16 protein-coding genes are annotated in these 17,289 nt (G+C 60.1%); 6 read left to right on the forward strand and 10 right to left on the reverse strand.

The genetic code is table 11. From position 1 onward, the window contains the following. Positions 1 to 4 precede the first annotated feature (4 nt). The 3 genes from IG168_RS03790 to IG168_RS03800 all read left to right on the forward strand — a co-directional run bounded on the left by IG168_RS03790 (position 5) and on the right by IG168_RS03800 (position 2,687). The gene (locus IG168_RS03790; RefSeq protein WP_193161876.1) at positions 5 to 1,663 is read left to right on the forward strand and encodes an alpha-amylase family glycosyl hydrolase; all 1,659 of its coding nucleotides are present in this window, start codon (positions 5 to 7) and stop codon (positions 1,661 to 1,663) included. Positions 1,664 to 1,837: 174 nt separating this feature from the next. Next, positions 1,838 to 2,230 (forward strand): MerR family transcriptional regulator, encoded by a 393-nt coding sequence (locus IG168_RS03795; protein ID WP_193161878.1) that lies wholly within the window; start codon positions 1,838 to 1,840, stop codon positions 2,228 to 2,230. Positions 2,231 to 2,297: 67 nt separating this feature from the next. Further along, entirely contained in the window at positions 2,298 to 2,687 is a 390-nt protein-coding gene (locus tag IG168_RS03800) for a carboxymuconolactone decarboxylase family protein (RefSeq protein ID WP_226876505.1), read from the forward strand. Positions 2,688 to 2,729: 42 nt separating this feature from the next. Here the strand turns inward: IG168_RS03800 and IG168_RS03805 are convergent, their stop codons facing one another. Together IG168_RS03805 and IG168_RS03810 are read right to left on the reverse strand one after the other, a co-directional pair. Further along, the gene (locus tag IG168_RS03805; protein ID WP_226876506.1) at positions 2,730 to 4,010 is read right to left on the reverse strand and encodes an SGNH/GDSL hydrolase family protein; all 1,281 of its coding nucleotides are present in this window, start codon (positions 4,008 to 4,010) and stop codon (positions 2,730 to 2,732) included. Between the two features lie 54 nt (positions 4,011 to 4,064). Further along, entirely contained in the window at positions 4,065 to 4,856 is a 792-nt protein-coding gene (locus tag IG168_RS03810) for an SDR family NAD(P)-dependent oxidoreductase (RefSeq protein ID WP_193161883.1), read from the reverse strand. A 177-nt stretch (positions 4,857 to 5,033) separates the two neighbouring features. Between IG168_RS03810 and IG168_RS03815 the strand changes: the two genes are divergently transcribed. After that, positions 5,034 to 5,921 (forward strand): LysR family transcriptional regulator, encoded by an 888-nt coding sequence (locus IG168_RS03815; RefSeq protein WP_193161885.1) that lies wholly within the window; start codon positions 5,034 to 5,036, stop codon positions 5,919 to 5,921. Between the two features lie 50 nt (positions 5,922 to 5,971). Here IG168_RS03815 and pdxR read toward each other — a convergent pair whose 3' ends face one another. Then, complete coding sequence (pdxR, locus tag IG168_RS03820; protein WP_193161888.1) at positions 5,972 to 7,426, reverse strand: MocR-like pyridoxine biosynthesis transcription factor PdxR; 1,455 nt, start codon at positions 7,424 to 7,426, stop codon at positions 5,972 to 5,974. Positions 7,427 to 7,560: 134 nt separating this feature from the next. Between pdxR and IG168_RS03825 the strand changes: the two genes are divergently transcribed. Further along, the gene (locus IG168_RS03825; RefSeq protein ID WP_193161890.1) at positions 7,561 to 8,496 is read left to right on the forward strand and encodes a redoxin domain-containing protein; all 936 of its coding nucleotides are present in this window, start codon (positions 7,561 to 7,563) and stop codon (positions 8,494 to 8,496) included. A 19-nt stretch (positions 8,497 to 8,515) separates the two neighbouring features. Next, a complete protein-coding gene (locus tag IG168_RS03830; RefSeq protein ID WP_193161892.1) occupies positions 8,516 to 9,016 on the forward strand; it encodes a cupin domain-containing protein in 501 nt (166 codons plus the stop codon). Positions 9,017 to 9,084: 68 nt separating this feature from the next. On the opposite strand, the gene IG168_RS03835 is transcribed toward IG168_RS03830, so the two are convergent. The 7 genes from IG168_RS03835 to IG168_RS03865 form a co-directional block, all read right to left on the reverse strand. After that, on the reverse strand, positions 9,085 to 10,347 hold the full coding sequence (locus tag IG168_RS03835) for an MFS transporter (RefSeq protein WP_193161894.1): 1,263 nt from the start codon (positions 10,345 to 10,347) through the stop codon (positions 9,085 to 9,087). 365 nt (positions 10,348 to 10,712) lie between these two features. Next, complete coding sequence (cyoE, locus tag IG168_RS03840; protein WP_193161896.1) at positions 10,713 to 11,609, reverse strand: heme o synthase; 897 nt, start codon at positions 11,607 to 11,609, stop codon at positions 10,713 to 10,715. A gap of 2 nt (positions 11,610 to 11,611) precedes the next feature. Next, a complete protein-coding gene (gene cyoD / locus IG168_RS03845) occupies positions 11,612 to 11,989 on the reverse strand; it encodes a cytochrome o ubiquinol oxidase subunit IV (protein WP_193161898.1) in 378 nt (125 codons plus the stop codon). Next, complete coding sequence (gene cyoC / locus IG168_RS03850; RefSeq protein WP_193161900.1) at positions 11,989 to 12,624, reverse strand: cytochrome o ubiquinol oxidase subunit III; 636 nt, start codon at positions 12,622 to 12,624, stop codon at positions 11,989 to 11,991. The genes cyoD and cyoC overlap by 1 nt, the downstream gene beginning before the upstream one ends. Further along, a complete protein-coding gene (gene cyoB / locus IG168_RS03855) occupies positions 12,621 to 14,606 on the reverse strand; it encodes a cytochrome o ubiquinol oxidase subunit I (RefSeq protein WP_193161902.1) in 1,986 nt (661 codons plus the stop codon). Before cyoB ends, cyoC begins: the two co-directional genes overlap by 4 nt. Positions 14,607 to 14,614: 8 nt before the next feature. Next, complete coding sequence (gene cyoA / locus IG168_RS03860) at positions 14,615 to 15,550, reverse strand: ubiquinol oxidase subunit II (RefSeq protein ID WP_193161904.1); 936 nt, start codon at positions 15,548 to 15,550, stop codon at positions 14,615 to 14,617. A 221-nt stretch (positions 15,551 to 15,771) separates the two neighbouring features. Continuing rightward, a complete protein-coding gene (locus IG168_RS03865; RefSeq protein ID WP_193161906.1) occupies positions 15,772 to 16,191 on the reverse strand; it encodes a hypothetical protein in 420 nt (139 codons plus the stop codon). Positions 16,192 to 17,289 lie beyond the last annotated feature (1,098 nt).

Consider the following 17,289-nt stretch of genomic DNA (forward strand, 5'->3'; position numbering starts at 1 on the left):
AGTTATGAGTGGTAACTCCATCAGCGACAACAAAGGGGAGTGGTGGCGCAACAGCGTTATCTACCAGATCTACCCCCGCAGCTTCTGCGACGCCAACGGCGACGGCATCGGCGACCTGCCCGGTATCACCCAGAAGCTCGACTATGTACAGTCCCTCGGCGTGGACGCCATCTGGATTTCGCCCTTCTTCAAGTCGCCGATGGTGGATTTCGGTTACGACGTATCCGACTACCGCGACGTGGATCCGATCTTCGGCAACCTGCAGGATTTCGATGACCTGATCGAAGCCGCCCACGCGCGCTGCCTGAAGGTGATCATCGACCAGATCCTGAGCCACACCTCCGACCAGCACCCCTGGTTCGAGGAGAGCCGCGCCAACCGCGACAACCCCAAGGCCGACTGGTACGTGTGGGCCGATCCGAAGCCCGACGGCAGCGCCCCCAACAACTGGATGTCCAATTTCGGTGGCAGCGCCTGGCGCTGGTGCACCCGCCGTCGCCAGTACTACCTGACCAACTTCCTGAAGGAACAGCCGGATCTGAACCTGCACAACCCGGAAGTCCAGGAGCAACTGCTGGCGGATCTGAAATTCTGGCTCGACCGCGGTGTGGACGGCTTCCGCCTGGACGCCATCAACCACGCGTTCCACGACCGGTCGCTGCAGGACAATCCGCCGCGCCCACTGGAACTGGATGAAAACGGCCAACCGCCGGTCAACACCTATCACTACCAGTGGCATATTCACGACAAGTCACAGCCGGAAAACCTGGTATTCCTGCAGCGCGTACGCGAGCTGATGGACGAGTACCCGAACACCATCACCATGGGTGAAGTGGGCGACGACAACACTCACAAGATCATGGCCGAGTACACGACGGAAAAGCGCCTCAACATGGCCTACTCCTTCGATCTGCTCGCCAGTGACCACAGCGCGGAATTCCTGCGCAACACGCTGGAAAGAAACCGCGAAGTGATCGAGAACGGCTGGCCCTGCTGGTCCATCGCCAACCACGACGTGCCGCGTTCACTGACCCGCTGGAACGCGGAATTCAATCGCGAACAGGCGCTCGCCCGCGCACCGCTGTTCGTACTGATGCAGCTCACCCTGCGCGGCAGCGTCTGCCTGTACCAGGGTGAGGAACTGGGACTGGAAGAAGCGGATATCGCTTTCGAAGATCTGCAGGATCCCTACGGCATCAACCTGTGGCCGGAATTCAAGGGCCGCGACGGCTGCCGTACGCCGATGCCCTGGTTCAACAGCGGTGAGATCAACGCTGGCTTCTCCAAGGTCAAACCCTGGCTGCCGGTACCGCAGGAACATCATTCCAAGGCCGTCAGCGTGCAGCAGGACAACCCGCACTCCACGCTGAACCAGTTCCGCGCGCTGATCGATTGGCACAAGGGCCTGTCTGCGGAAATCGCCAGCGCGCAACAGGAAGTGCTGGAAACCGGAAACGACCTGCTGGCGTTTTATCGCCGCGGGGCCAGCGAACAGTTACTGGTGGTATTGAATATGGGATCCGGCGAAGAAACGTTTGCACTGCCCGCGGAATTTGCCGAGGCAGAAGACATTACGCCGTCGCTGTTCCCAGGTGAAGTAGCCGCAGACAAGATCAAGTTGCCGGTCGCCGGCGCCCGCGTCCTGCGCATCACCAAGAATTAAACCGGAGCATTCAGTCAGTTTCAGTTTAAGAGGCGCCCCGGCCCAGAACCGCCATTCGTCAGCCGGGGCGCTTCGCCTTTTCTTTCTGCTCTCTCTTCCTGAGCTTAAGCTTGTTGCCGGCCTCGCGCCGGCTTTTTTATTGCCGTATGCTCGGGAAAACTCCGGAAGCATCCAATGAATATCCAGGCATTTTCCGCACGCACCGGTATCAGCGCACACACCCTGCGTTACTACGAGAAAATCGGCCTGCTGCGCCGCGTGCAGCGCCTGCCCAATGGGCACCGGAACTTCTCCGAAGCCGACCTGCGCTGGATCGAGTTTGTACAGCGCCTGAAAGACACCGGCATGCCGCTGGAACAGATCCACCACTACGCCGACCTGCGCGAAGCCGGTGACAACACGCTTGCCGAGCGCCAGCAACTGCTCGAAGACCACGCCAACCACCTGCGGGAATCCATCGCGCAGCAACAGCAACACCTCGACAAGCTGAACGACAAGATTGCCCTGTACCGCAGCGCCGTCAAACGCGGCCGACTGTCCTGCCCCCGTCTGCCCCAACCCGCTTGACTTAGAGTCGACTCCAACGGCTAACCTGTTCCCCGACGACATATCAATCATGCAGGGGGAACAACCAATGAGCGAAATTCAGAGCGAACGCTTCCAGCGCGGCTGGGAAAAACTGCGGGAGATCGACGGCGAAGCCGGGGAGAAGGTCATCGAATCCCTGCGCGAAATTGCCCCGGACCTGGCCCGCTTTACGATCGAATTCCCGTTCGGGGATATCTACAGCCGCCCGGCACTGGACCTGAAGTCGCGGGAAATCGCTACGGTTGCGGCGCTGACCGCAATGGGCAATGCGGCGCCGCAACTCAAGGTGCATATTCACGGCGCACTGAACGTCGGCTGTTCGCCGGAAGAAGTGATCGAGGTCATTATCCAGATGGCAGTCTACGCCGGCTTTCCCGCCGCGCTGAACGGCGCCTTTGCAGCGCAGGAGGTTTTTTCCGAGCGCGGTCTACTCTAATTAACCCGGCAATAGTTAATTGCCGGGTTAATAAATACGGAGCTAACGCGCGATCAACGCATCAATGGCAATCGCATCGGCCATGGCGCGGTTGCCCGCGTCGCCCGGGTGCAGGTGGTCGCCGGAATCGTACTCGGCGCGTATACGCCGCGGCTGCTGCGGATCGCGTACCACCTGATCGAAATCCACTACCGCGTCAAATTCACCGCTCTCGCGTATCCAGCGATTGACCTGCTGTCGCAGTTTTTCCTTGTCTGCGCTGTAATAGCCGTGCACGGGGGATTCCTGCAAGGCGCCGGCAAATGGCGTCAGGGTGGCTCCCAGGATACGTACGCCGTGCAGGTGCGCACGCGCAATCAACTGGCGATAGAGCGCGATCAGCTGTTGCGCTGTCGGCAGTGATTTTTGCGGCGCCAGTGCGGAGCCGGGCCAGCCGATGTCATTGATTCCCATCAGCACAATTGCGCTCTCGACACCCGGCTGTGCGAGAACATCGCGCTGGAACCGCGCCAGCGCATTTTCCCCCATGCCGTTATCGAGCAGGCGCGCGCCGGAAATCCCCGCATTCACTACCGCGATATTCTGCGGCGCCAGCCGCGCGGCGAGATAATCCGGCCAGCGGTGATCGGCATCCAGCGTGGCACCGTTGCCATCGGTAATCGAGTCACCGAACGCCACCACAACCTTGCCGGGCGCCGCGGTATTCACCAGAACACCGCTCAGGAATACCCGCGTATCGGTAGTCGACTGCACTTTCAGGTCCGGCGCCTTCACCTGATTGCCGGCCGCGATATAGGCGGTCTGGCGGCCATCCCAGTGAAAGGTTTCCGGTGGCGTCGGCTCCGGTAGATACAAACTGACCGATAGCCGCTGCAGCGCCTCAACCGGAAGCACAACGGGATCGCTGAGCAGAGTTGCCCCGGCGGCGATACGCGGCGATTTTTCACCGGAAAACGTCAGCTGTTGGTCCGATCCCGCCAGTGTCTGCGCGCCGTCGCCAGCCAGTGCCAAGTGTGCGGCCCCGATATACAGCGGATGGCTGCCGTATTTATTCGACAACTCCACGCGCACCTGCTTGCCGCCAACACTCACCCGCACCACCTGCCGCAGTGTCTGGTCCCAGAAGTGAAAAGGGGTTTTGGTCGGCAGTGCGAAGTCACCGTTCCAGCGCGGCTGCGGGCTCGCGGTCCAGGTCGCCACCCAGTGATTGCCGGTCACCGCTGTATCGGCGGCGGCCAGCGGTGACAGCGCGATCAACAAGGCCAGCAAAAACTGCCGCGCCGGGTGCCAGCCAACGCTGGAAAAGCTCATTATTGTTTCCATGAAAAATCTCCTGATGTGCAGCTCCGCTGCACTCGACTAAAGTCCTACTGTTTTTTACAGGCTATCCACCACACCGCCATCCACCCGCAGCGCCGCACCGGTCGTGGCTGAAGCCAGGGGGGAGGCCACATAGACCACCATGTGCGCAACCTCCTCCACGGTGGCGGGGCGCTGGATGATCGAGCTGGGGCGGTTCTCCTGCACGAAGGCTGTGCCCGCCGCCTCCAGCGAAAGACCGGACGCTTCCACCTCCTCGCGCAGCATTTCTTCCACCCCTTCCGACAGGGTCGGTCCCGGCAACACGGCGTTTACAGTCACTCCGGTCCCGCTCGCCCGCTTGGCCAGACCGCGGGAAATCGCGAGGTTCGCCGTCTTGGTCATGCCGTAGTGGATCATGTCGGCGGGAATATTGAGCGCGGATTCCGAGGACAGGAAAATGATCCGCCCCCAGTTTTTTGCCAGCATCCCCGGCAGATAGGCGCGCGACAATCTCACCCCGGACAACACGTTCACCTCATAGAATCGCGTCCACTCCGCATCCGGAATTTCGAAAAAATCCTGCGGACCGAAAATGCCCAGATTGTTGACCAGGATATCCGCCTCCGGCTCAGCGGCGATCAGCGCCGCACAGCCTTCCGCGGTACCGAGATCCTCAGCCACACCGCGCACCTCTGCGCCGGGAAAGGCCGCGCGCAATGTATCCAGCCCCTCGTCTACGGCGGCCTGGCTGCGGCCATTGATGACCACGGTGGCACCGCACCCCGCCAGTCCGCGGGCGATCGCAAAACCGATACCTTTGGTCGAACCGCTGATCACGGCGTTTTTACCGGAAAGATCAATCTGCATGGCTATCTCCTGAATTTCGCCAGTTGCACAGTTGGAGCCGGGCCCCACCCGCCGCCCGCTCCGGCACAATTTGCCAAGCGTAAGCTGGGCCGGGCGGCAATGGTCGCTATTGTGGCGCCGCGCCTGCCCGTTGATAATTCAGGTAACCGATAAAACACCTTCAAAAATTATTTGAAAATGCCCAATCTCAACGATCTGCAACTCTTCGTGGAAGCCGCGCGCCTGGGTTCATTGAGCGCCGCCGCGCGACAGCTGGAACGCACCCCGGCCGTCGCCAGCGCCGGCCTGAAAAGACTGGAAGAAGAGCTGCGGGTGCGGCTGGTGGAGCGCAATACACGCAGCCTGCGCCTGACACCGGAGGGACTGCTGTTTCACGAACGGGTGAAACAGGCATTACAGCTGCTGGATGAGGCACAACACGCCATCCACAATGACTGCGCGGAGATCATCGGCGAGATTCGCCTGACGGCGCCGGTAGACTTCGCCCGGCAGTGGTTGCGCCCACTGATGGATGCCTTCCAGGCCGATCACCCGCAGGTGCACTTTACGCTCTTCGCCGGGGACTCCCTGCGCGACCTGGTCTCGGAACCACTGGACCTGGCGCTGCGCTACGGCGAGCTACCGGATTCCGCGCTGGTGGCCCGGCGACTGATCAACAACCGCCGCCTGGTGGTGGGCTCCCCGGACTACTTCGCCCGCTGCGGCCGCCCCCGGCACCCGCGGGATCTCGCGCAACACAACTGCCTGGTCTACCTGAATCGCGGCATCGCCTACCGCCGCTGGCCCTTCCAGCGCCGCGGCGAATCGGTGGTGGTAGAAGTCAACGGCGACCGGGTGTGCAATGACGGCGCCATAGTGCGCGATTGGATCCTGGACGGCGCTGGCCTCGCCTACAAAAGCGAGCTGGACGTGCGCAGCGACATCGCCGCCGGGAAATTGGAGCCGGCGTTTGGCGACTGGCAGGGCAGCCCGGCGCCGCTGAGCGCCGTCTACCCGGGCAGCGGCCCCCGACCGATCCGGGTCCGCAAGTTTGTCGAGTTTCTGCGCCAGGAGCTGCGTGTCTAACAGAACCCCGAGCAGAACCTCGAGAGCAGAACGCCGGTAGTCGAAAAAAATTAGGAGGAACTGCTGCCACAGGCTGCTAACGAGTGCTGAAGAATGTCCCCCAGAGTGTCGGCGAAGTCGGCAAAATCTTCATCGCTGGCGTTGGTAAAGCCCACCACCAGCCCCTGCTCGGTGGAGGATTCCTCCAGGTAGTGCTTGCTTAACGCCAGCGCTTCAAATCCGCGCGCGACCATCTGTCGCGCCACTTCCCGATCGCAGTAGTGGTTTTCCAGCTTCAGCGTTATATGCATGCCGTGCGGCGGTGTGCTTACCGTCACCGGCAGTGAGCGCCGTTGCAGCGCCCGCAGGAAGCGGTCGCGCTTGTCGCGATAGAGTTCGCGCATGTGGCGCAGGTGCGCCAGGAAATAGCCACCGCGAATAAAATCAGCAATCGCGCGCTGTACCAGCCCCGCACCGGCGCCACTGCAGTAGGCTTTGGCGGCGCGGAACTGCGGCAGCAGAGACTCCGGCACCACGGCGTAACCGACGCACAACTCCGGCGACAGCACCTTGGAAAACGTGCCCACGTAAATCACCCGCTGGGCGCGGTCCAGACCGGCCAGTGCCGTGAGTGGTTCGCCGCGGTAGCGATATTCCGCATCGTAGTCGTCCTCAATAATCCAGCCGTTCCGCTCCACCGCCCAATCGAGAATTTCCAGCCGCCGCTCGAGGCTGAGCGCCACACCCAGCGGAAACTGGTGCGACGGCGTCAGGTACACGGCGCGGGTGTCGCCTTCCGGCGCAGCCAGCGCGTCGGCAAACCGGATACCATTTTCATCCACCGGCAGCGGCAGCAGCCGGAATCCGCACGCGGTGAAGGCCTGTCGCGCGCCCAGGTATCCGGGATCCTCCACATAAATCTGTGCACTCAGCTGACGCAACACCGCGGCCGCCAGGTAGAGCCCCTGCTGGCCACCGCTGGTGATCAGCACCTGCTTCGCACTACAGCGCACACCGCGATAGGCCCCCAGGTAGGCGCTGACCAATTTGCGCAGCTGCAGATCGCCCGCCAGCGGCGGGCGCCGGTTGGCCGGCTGCGCCTGCCGCACGGCGGCGCGCAGTACCCGCAGCCAATCGGGGGACGGAAAATGCTCCGCATCCGGCAGCGCGAAACCCATGCGTAGCGGCGTTTCCGCTTCTGCGGCGACTGCCGTCTCCACCCGCGGCGCAGCACTATTGCGAATCGCGCGCGCGCCCATTGCCGTATTGCGCACGACGGTGCCGCGCCCCACTGCGGACTCGGCAAACTGCTCGTCCACCAACATCTCGTAGGCCGCGATCACCGTGTTGCGCGACACCGCGAGCTCCGCTGCAAGTTCCCGCGACGACGGCAGGCGCACGCCCGCGGGCAGGGTGCCGTTCAGGACCAGATCGCGGATAAACGCGTACAGCTGCCGATACCGCGGTGTTTCACTGTGGCTATCGAAAACAACGGCACTGAAAGGAATACCCGAAACGGATTTCATCGATCAATAGTCCCTGTGTTGTACCGCCGCTGAGCGGCGCCGGGGGAATTGGCCCTGTCCTAGTGCCGGTAATGGATCTACCACCCTACTCCGCGCCCACCTACGCTGCTCGCAATTCGACGGAGGGACAACGGATGAAAACCTTGCAACTAAAAACCTTATTACTGGCAGCCGCATTCTGGCTGCTGCCGTTGACGGCCACAAGCGCCACCGCCAAAGCACCGGACTTTACCGCTGCGCTGATTGATGGCGGCACTTTTTCGCTGCGCGAGTTTCGCGACAAAAAGCCGGTGCTGCTGAAATTCTGGGCCACCTGGTGCCACGCCTGCCGCAAACAGATGCCGGCATACCGCGCCCTCCACGCCAGGTATGGCGCGCAGGTGCAGTTCCTGTCAGTCAATGTGGCCGTCAACGACCCGGTGGAAGAAGTACGAGCGACCGCGCGCGAGTACGGCCTGCAGATGCCGGTGGCCTACGATCAGTCCGGTGAATTGTGGCGGGGTTTTGGTGTGATGGGCACGCCCATGTACCTGCTGATCGATAGTAGCGGCAACGTTACCTTCCGCGGTTATCGCGAGGATGAAAAATTGCAGGCCGCGCTGGAACAGGCAATAGCCATCCCGACACAAGGGGCCGGTCGCCCGCCCGTATTCACTCCGCCAAAACACCTCGCCGATATCGACGGCCACCCGCTATCTCTGGATACCGGCAGCGGCCAAACACTTGTCGCCTACCAGTTTGCTCCCTGGTGCGAAAGCTACCTGCAGGAGACGGACCCGGGCCGTGTGCAGCAATGCCGTGATTTCCGCGAGGGCCTGGAGCGCCTGGGGCAAAACCGCGCTATCCGCCTGGTGGGATTCGCCAGCCGCTACAGCACCGACAGGGACAGCGTGCTGCGCTACCGCAGCGAGCACCAAATCCAGCATCCGCTGGTGTTCGACCGCGAGGGATATTTCGCCGAGCGCTTCGGTGTGCGGGATTTCCCATACCTTGTGGTCCTGCGCAACAACCGCATCGTGCTGCGCTCCGCGCGGCTGGATGCCGAACTGATCAATCAACTGACCCGCTAACCTGACCGAGGAAATCACCATGCCCAACGATTCCATCCATACCAACAGCACCACACGCAATCCCGCCATTGCCGGCTACGCACGTACCGTCGCCGATCTGTGTATTCCCTGGGTGCCGCTCGGCGAGGGCAAGAGTTTCAAACCACTGCGCTTCATGGGCGGCGAGCGCGGATTCGTGGAGCTGCTGCGACTGGAACCGGGAGTGGAAATTGGCTGGCACCGCCATACCGGCGAAGTGCACGCGTTCAACCTGCAGGGCAGTCGCGAACTGCACAGCGGCGAGATCATCGGCCCCGGCGACTATGTGTACGAACCCGCCGGCAATACCGACAAGTGGTGGGCGATAGGTGACGAGCAGCTGGTGGTACTGGTGATAGCGATGGGCGCGGTGGAGTATCTGGACGAGCACGGCGGAGTGAGCGCCCGCTATACGTCGGAAACGCTGCACTACCTGTACCGGCGCCACTGCGAACAGCAGCAACTGGAATTGCTCGACCTGGTGGAGACAGAGCCGCAGTAACCACCGCGGCCCTGCGGCGCAGAACGGCCCTGCAGCCCCCAAAAGGACAGTTAAGCGGGCAATCGGGTTTAAAGCGGTTGTGCCAGTGCCGCGGCCGCCTCATCGCGGCGCTCCACCGCGCGCCCGGCGAAGAATACCAGCAGACCGCCGAACGCCAGCAGCGTGCCCACCGGGCCGGTCACCGACCAATCCAGGCCGGCCTCGACCGCCACTCCGGCCAACCAGGCTCCCAGAGCGTTGGCCAAATTGAAGGCGGCGTGGTTGAGGGACGCCGCCATGGTCTGGCCGCCCTCGGCCACATCCATCAACCTCGTCTGCAATGCCGGCCCCAGCGCCATACTGGTACCCACCAGGCCGACAAAGAGGATGCCGGGCCAGACGTAATTCGCAGCGAAATAGAAGCCTCCCTGCACCAATGCACACCAGATCAGAATCAGCGGCACTGCGCGCAACAGGTTCCAGTCCGCCGCCCTCGCCCCCAGCAGATTGCCAGCAATTGCGCCTATGCCAAACACCATCAGTACGAGCGGCCCCAGCGATTCAGCCATCCCCGCCTGCTCGGTCAGCGTCGGCATCACATAACTGAACACCGAGAACATGCCACCGAAGCCGACCGCGGCGATGCCGAGAGTAAATAGTACCCGGTGCTTGGCCAGGGCGGACAGTTCGCGCATCGAGTTGGCCTCCGGGTCCCGCGGCTGCACCGGCACAAAACGCCATACCATCAATGCCGTCAGCAGCGCGGCGAAGCCGACTGCCACAAACGCCAGCCGCCAACCGAACAGGTTACCGACCCAGGTGGCGAGCGGAGCACCGAGCAAAATCGCCACCGTCAGCCCGCTCATCACCCGCGCCACAGCCCTGGCCCGCTGCTGTGGCGCCACCGCCGCCGCGGCGACCAGCGCGGCCACGCCGAAATAGGCCCCGTGAGGCAGGCCGGCAAGAAAGCGCAGCGCGATAAAAGACCCGAAACCGGGGGCGAAGGCGCTGGCGATATTGCCCACGGCAAACACCAGCATCAGTGCGATCAACAGTGCCCGTCGCGGCGCCCGCGCGGCCAGCACGGCAATAATCGGCGCTCCTACCACCACACCCAGGGCGTAGCTGCTGATTGCATAGCCCACGTCCGGCGCGGTGACATTCAGATCCGTCGCCACCCGGTTCATCAGCCCCATAATGACGAACTCGGTGGTACCGATGGCGAAGCCGCCGAGGGCCATGGCAAACTCGGCGAGCGCGGAATGGGCGGGAATGGTGGCATCAGCGTCCGGCACCGCTCCTACGGACGACGAGGATGGGGATGGGGATGGGGATGCTGGGGAAGAAGACATCGGAACTCCTTACTTCGGAGAAGAGAACAGCACTTCGCCGGTTGCCAGCGAAGCGAACTGTTTTGTTCATGCGAGATTCATGCCGACGGCGCCGACCGTACGAGCGACTATCTACCTGCCCCGTGCAGCAGATACCAGCCCACTGCGCCGCCACACCCAGGCCACGGCAATACAGTTTTTAACCGGGATAAGCGCAGCCAAAGTGCAACTACCAGGGATGGTGCATCCACTCAGTTGAGCAAGGAAAGCGGAGCCATTTATTAGCAGGGGTATTAAAACTGAAAACGGCCACGGCCACGGCAACGACAGGCACGGGCCGCTTCCGGCCAGCGCCCATCAGTTGCGCCGCCAATGGGTGCCGGGTATTACGGACTCACCACCAGCAGGTTCGGCGCAACGGCATTGAAGTCCAGCGCCATGGTGATACTGAGCAGCGTGATCGTGACGATCGAGAAAGCAAATACCTGGCGCGCCCAGCTGGTGACATCGATGCCGCGGCGATAACCGCGCAACGCCATTGCCAGCCACCACAGACTGGTGGCACAGGCCACCACCATAAAGGCCGCGCCGGTGTAACCACTCAGCGGCAGCAGCACCGTCACCAAGCTGAATACGGCGATATACAGCACGATCTGCCGCTTGGCCTTGGCTATGCCCTCCGCTACCGGCAACACCGGAATGCCGGCCGCCTCGTAATCCTTGTAGCGGAAAATCGCAATGGCGTAGGAGTGCGGCATCTGCCACAGGCAGAACATCAGTAACAGAATCAGCGCTGCGGCATCACACTGGCCGGTCACCGCACAGTAACCGACGACCGGCGGCACCGCACCCGACAACGCGCCCACCAGGGTTCCATAGACGGAGTGCCGCTTCATGTACAGGCTGTAGATGCCGACATAAACCACATAACCCAGCGCTGCGAAGGCGACACTGACCGGATTGGTATAAACCACCAGCAGCGCAAACCCCACAATGCCCAGCAGCAGGCCATGTGCCAGTGCCGCGCGAACAGACAACTTCCCGGTCACCGTCACCCGGTTGCGGGTGCGCTGCATCTTGGCGTCAATGTCGCGATCGATACAGTTATTGATCGCGCAGCCGGATGCCACCACCAGCGACAGGCCGATCACTGTTGCAAAAAACAGCGGCCAGTCGATCTCGCCACGGGCGGCAAGAAAAAAACCGCCCGCAACAGAGATCAGGTTGCCGGCAATGATGCCGGGCTTGGTGACCTTGAAATAATGTCCGAACTTACTGCTCATGGTCAGTGCATCATCATCGCGTTGGAGCTGTAGATGATCCACACCGACAACCCCACGACCATGACAATGATCAGCGCAGTGAACAGGAAGGCAAACGTATTGGCACGCCCCTCTACGGAGAAGTTCAGGTGCAGGAAGTACTTCAGGTGAACGACCACCTGCACCACCGCCATGATCAGTACCAGCGGGATCGCCGTGGACTTCGGAAAGTAGCCGGTCATTGCCGCCCAGAACGGGATCGCGGTCAGGATAACGGACAGCACAAAGCCGACCAGGTACGACTTGACGCTGCCGTGGTCCGCACCGTGATCAGCGCTGTGATCGACACTATGTGCCGCACCGTGGTCAACACCCTGTGCAATAGCAGATTGTGAGCTCATTACATTACTCCCAACAGGTAAACAACGGTAAACACACAAATCCAGACGATGTCGAGGAAGTGCCAGAAGAGGCTCAGGCAGCTGAGGCGGGTAACCGTCTTGCTGCCCAGGCCGCGCTTCACGACCTCGATCATCATTACCACCATCCAGATCAGGCCGGCGGTCACGTGCATGCCGTGCATACCCACCAGCGTGAAGAAGGAGGACAGGAAGGCGCTGCGCGAAGGACCGTTACCCTCGACAACCAGGTGGTGGAACTCATTGACTTCCATGCCGATAAACACGGCACCGAGTGCAAAAGTCACCATCAGCCATGCAAGCGTGGCGCTCTTGTTCTGCTTGTGCGCAGAGATCATCGCAAAGCCGTAAGTGATACTACTGAACAGCAGTGCAGCAGTTTCAATGGCGACGTAATCCAGCTCGAAGATATCCCGGCCGGACACACCGCCAGCGGTGTTCATAAACAACACCGCGTAGGTGGCGAATACCGATGCAAACAAAATGCAGTCGGTCATCAGGTAGATCCAGAAACCGAATACCGTAGTGTCACCGGTATCGTGGTGCTCGTGATCGTGCGCGTCTTCCTGCCTGATGGAATCGTCGGCCAGGTACGCAGCCTCCGTCATGATCGTCATGCCGTGGCCTCCTTAACTTGATTCAGATGGAGAGATTCAATGCGCTCGACCTCGTCGGGCTGCACGTAGTAATCCACATCGTTGTCGTAGGCCCGCAACAGCAGGAATACGACGGTGCCAACCAGGCCCACCACGGCCAGCCAGGTGATATGCCAGATGGCGGCAAAACCGAACAGGGTGGCGGCACCGGCCATCAGCACACCGCTCGCGGTATTCTTCGGCATATGGATCGGCGCATAGCTGTCTGGCTTCTTGTAGGCAGTACCCTGCTCCTTCATATCGGTGAAGGCATCGAGATCACGTACCTGTGGCACCTTGGCGAAGTTATAGAACTGCGGCGGAGATGCGGTGGACCACTCCAGGGTGTGGCCGTTCCAGGGGTCACCGGTCAGGTCGCGGTTTTTCTCGCGATCGCGGAACGCCAGGTACAGCTGGACAAACTGCAGCACGATACCCACCAGGATGATGAAGGCACCGATACAGGCCAGGTACAGCCAGATGTTCCAGTCCGGGTTGTTGGTGTGGTTCAGGCGACGGGTCATGCCCAGGAAGCCCAGCACATACAGCGGCATGAAGGCGACGTAGAAGCCGATCAGCCAGCACCAGAAGGATGCCTTGCCGATACGCTCATTGAGGTGGAAGCCCATGGCTTTCGGGAACCAGTAGGCGAAGCCCGCCATGTAACCGAATACCGCACCACCGATGATGGTGTTGTGGAAGTGGGCGATCAGGAACAGGCTGTTGTGCAGCACATAGTCGGCACCGGGCACCGCCAGCAGAACGCCGGTCATGCCGCCGATGGTGAAGGTCACCATAAAGCCGAGGGTCCACAGCACCGGGACGGTGATACGCAAACGCCCGCGATACATGGTGAACAACCAGCTGAACAATTTCACCCCGGTGGGCACGGCGATAATCATCGTCATGACGCCGAAGAAGGCATTGACGTTGGCGCTGGAGCCCATGGTGAAGAAATGGTGCAGCCAGACGATAAAGCCGAGAATGGAAATCGCACCGCTGGCCAAAACCGTCGACTTATAGCCGAACAGGCGCTTGCCGGTAAAGGTGGAGATCACCTCAGAGAAAACCCCAAACGCCGGCAGAACCAGGATGTATACCTCGGGATGACCCCAGGCCCAGAACAGGTTGATATACATCATGGCGTTGCCGCCAGCCGCATTGGTGAAGAAGTGGAAGTCGAAGTAGCGGTCCAGCGCCAGCAGGCCCAGTACCGCGGTCAGGATCGGGAAGGATGCCACGATCAGGACGTTCGCCCAGGTGCAGGCCCAGGTGAAGATCGGCATGTCCATCAGCTTCATGCCCGGCGCGCGCATCTTGAATACGGTCACCAGGAAGTTGACCCCGGTCAACAGGGTACCGACCCCCGATATCTGTAGCGCCCAGATATAGTAATCGACCCCGACTCCGGGACTGAACGACTGCTCCGACAACGGCGGATACGCCAGCCAGCCGGTCTTGGCAAATTCACCCAGGCCAAGCGACAGGTTGATCAGCACAGCGCCGCCGGCAGTCAGCCAGAAACTCAGGTTGTTCATGAACGGGAAAGCCACATCGCGCGCGCCGATCTGCAGGGGCAGCGCAATGTTCATCAGACCGATCATAAACGGCATCGCCATAAAGATGATCATGATCACACCGTGGGCGGTGAAGATCTGGTCGTAGTGTTCCGGCGGCAGGTAGCCCTCAGCGCCGTTGGTGGCCAGGGCCAGCTGGGTACGCATCATGATGGCGTCGGAGAAACCGCGCACCAGCATGATCAGCGCCAGCAGGATGTACATCACACCGAGGCGTTTGTGGTCTACCGAGGTAATCCAATCGTTCCAGAGGACTCCCCACTGTTTGTGACGGGTGATGGCGATCGCAATCGCGATACCGGCAATACCAACCACCGCCAGCGTACCCATGATGATGGGCTCGTGGTAGGGGATGGCATCGAGAGATAATTTACCGAGCAAAGACATGGTAACTGCTAGCTCCTCTCAGCATCCGCTGCATCGTGATCAGCAGCTGAGTTTTCAGAAATTGAATGTTCGGATTCCGCCTTCGGGGAATTCTTATTCCAGTCGTTATAGTTCTTCATGTACTTGTACATGATGTCGTGGAACAGACTCCCACTCACCGAACCAAAATGTTCCACCGGATGGTTTTCACTCGGTTTCGCCAGCTCTGCGTAAGTAGCGCTGTCGAGTTTGTCATCGTCCTGTTTGACCGAGTCGATCCAGTGCTGGAAGCCAGCCTTGTCGGTCGCCACAGTCTTGAACTTCATCCCGGTAAAGCCCGCGCCGCTGTAGTTGGCAGAGTAGCCATCATAGGTACCCGGCTCATTGGCGATCAGGTGCAGCGTGGTTTCCATGCCCGCCATGGAGTAGATCTGGCTACCCAGCTGCGGAATGAAGAAAGAGTTCATCGTGGATTCGGAAGTAATCTTGAACTTCACCGGCACATCGGCGGGAATCACCAGCTCGTTCACAGAGGCAACGCCCTGCTCCGGATAGATGAATAGCCACTTCCAGTTGAGAGACACAACCTCGACGGTCAGGTGTTTCTCCTTGTGAGCGAGCGGCTTGTACGGATCCAGTGCTTGGGTCGAACGCCAGGTAATCACACCGAGAACCAGAATGATCGCCACCGGCACCAGCCAGACGATCGCTTCGATCTTGGTGGAATGCGCCCACTTGGGTGCGTAGATTTCGTGGTCCCGACTTTCCCGGTATTTCCAGGCGAAGTACAACGTCATGACGATGACCGGGATCACCACCAACAACATCAACACAGTCGAGATAATTATGAGGTTCTTCTCATCGAGGCCCACTTGGCCTTTGGGGTCGAGCACACCGCCCTGACAGCCCGCCAGTGCGAACACGGCGGCAGCCAGTACAGCGTTTTTTAGGCTACGAACTAACACGAGGACACATCCTCTTATCACAGAGGTTTACAACGACTGCCATCCAGAAGCGAAAGGCAGGGCGAACATCACAATGCAGATGCGCGCAGATCTGAGGCCGAGCTATAGCAGTTCGGTCACATCACCGGAGCGGGAGCGTAATCACAGAGCAAACAGCCCTGCGGGCCGACACCCGATCGAATGCGATCTACAGTGCGAAAGGTCTGGAAAGACCGGCGGAATCAGCCGGCGAAGGGGGGAGCGCGGCAGCCATGTGCCGTACGCGGCGCTGCACACAGTGCCGGAACCCGCGGCAGCAAGCCGCGCAGGTGCCGGAGAATGGCAGAGCGAAATGTCTTGATGGAGGTAAGTAGCAGCAGATAATGCCGGTAAAGAATGAAATTCGATACCAGCAATCCCGCCAGGCAAATACCTGCGAGGACATCCAGGGCAAGGTTATCTTCCAGGGCCTGAAGTAGTTCAGCCACATTGGAGATGAGTCCGAAGTTGACCACCACGCAGGCCAGCCCGATGAAGATACTGATCAGTACCGCAAAGGCGAACACCAGCTTCTGCTCCATCCGGGGATCGAGCGAGGCGGTTTTGTTCATCGATACGGGGGGACTGATCGCTTTCAAAAACTCATCCAGCAGATAACTCATGCAGAAAATACTGCGGGTGCAACAGGGGAGGTACAATTTTTGAACATCCCCAGCTGTCCGGGGCGCGCAGATTATCAAAGTTTGCCGAGACGCACAAAGCCTATTTGGGATTCCGACTGGCTCTCGCAGTGCTGGAGAGATAATAAAAAGGCCCTGCAAGTCCGCGCTGACAGGCACAACGAGGGCCGGCAAGGCCAGTGAATTCCAACGGATAATGAAGACATGGAAAAAGAAAGAGCACAGCTCCGAAGCGCATGACTTTACGGTCAAATTGCGATGAATCCACGGCAGAGCACGGTCACCGTGTTACGCATTTTCTGCCGGAGTGCTGCGCCTCCCGTAAGGCCGGCCCCAGAGGCGCGGAGGCATCGATCAGCCGCAGCTGCCGATAATGCAGAATCCATGGACGAAAGGATCACTGCAGAACGTAACTGGCGGATAGCCCGCGCCCCAGTGTATCGCCTCGAATCTGCCACCCGCCGCTTGCACCTTTTGCAAAAACGTGGTCGAAGTCGTCACGCTAAAGTCGAGATGCAAAGCTGTCCAATGCCGGTCGTACAAGCGAACATCAAGCCTATCCTTCGCCGGATATGCCCCTGCTGGCTTGACCAAGAGACCAGGCCCGGCGACCCGCAAATTGCCTACGCTATCGACCGGCCAATTGGCTGATAGCCCCAAAGCTCCAATACAACAACCAACAGACGATTAGAAAATTTAATATCACAACGATTTTGTAGGTTACCGGGTCTTCATCCAGATGCTTCCCCAGGTGCCACATGCCACTAAGCCTTCGCTTTGTCTTCAACTGGATCAGCAATGGTGCGATACCACCTATCGGCATAACCAGCGCAAATAGATACAGCATTGGCCGCACCTTCGCTGCGTATGCAATAAACGCAATTACTATTAGGCAGGCTATCCATAGGAAAAAAACCCATGCGTAGCTCGTCCCCTTTTCTGACTTCATTTCTACCCACACAAAAAGCCAGGCACAACGCGTCGATACAATTGAACGCCTGCTGGCACTATTCGTTAGCTATTTCTAAAAATTAAACCCTGTGAGTTTAGTACAGCAACTTACAACTGGACTCGATTAAA

It is taken from the genome of Microbulbifer hainanensis (assembly GCF_014904735.1).
GTDB lineage: Bacteria > Pseudomonadota > Gammaproteobacteria > Pseudomonadales > Cellvibrionaceae > Microbulbifer > Microbulbifer hainanensis.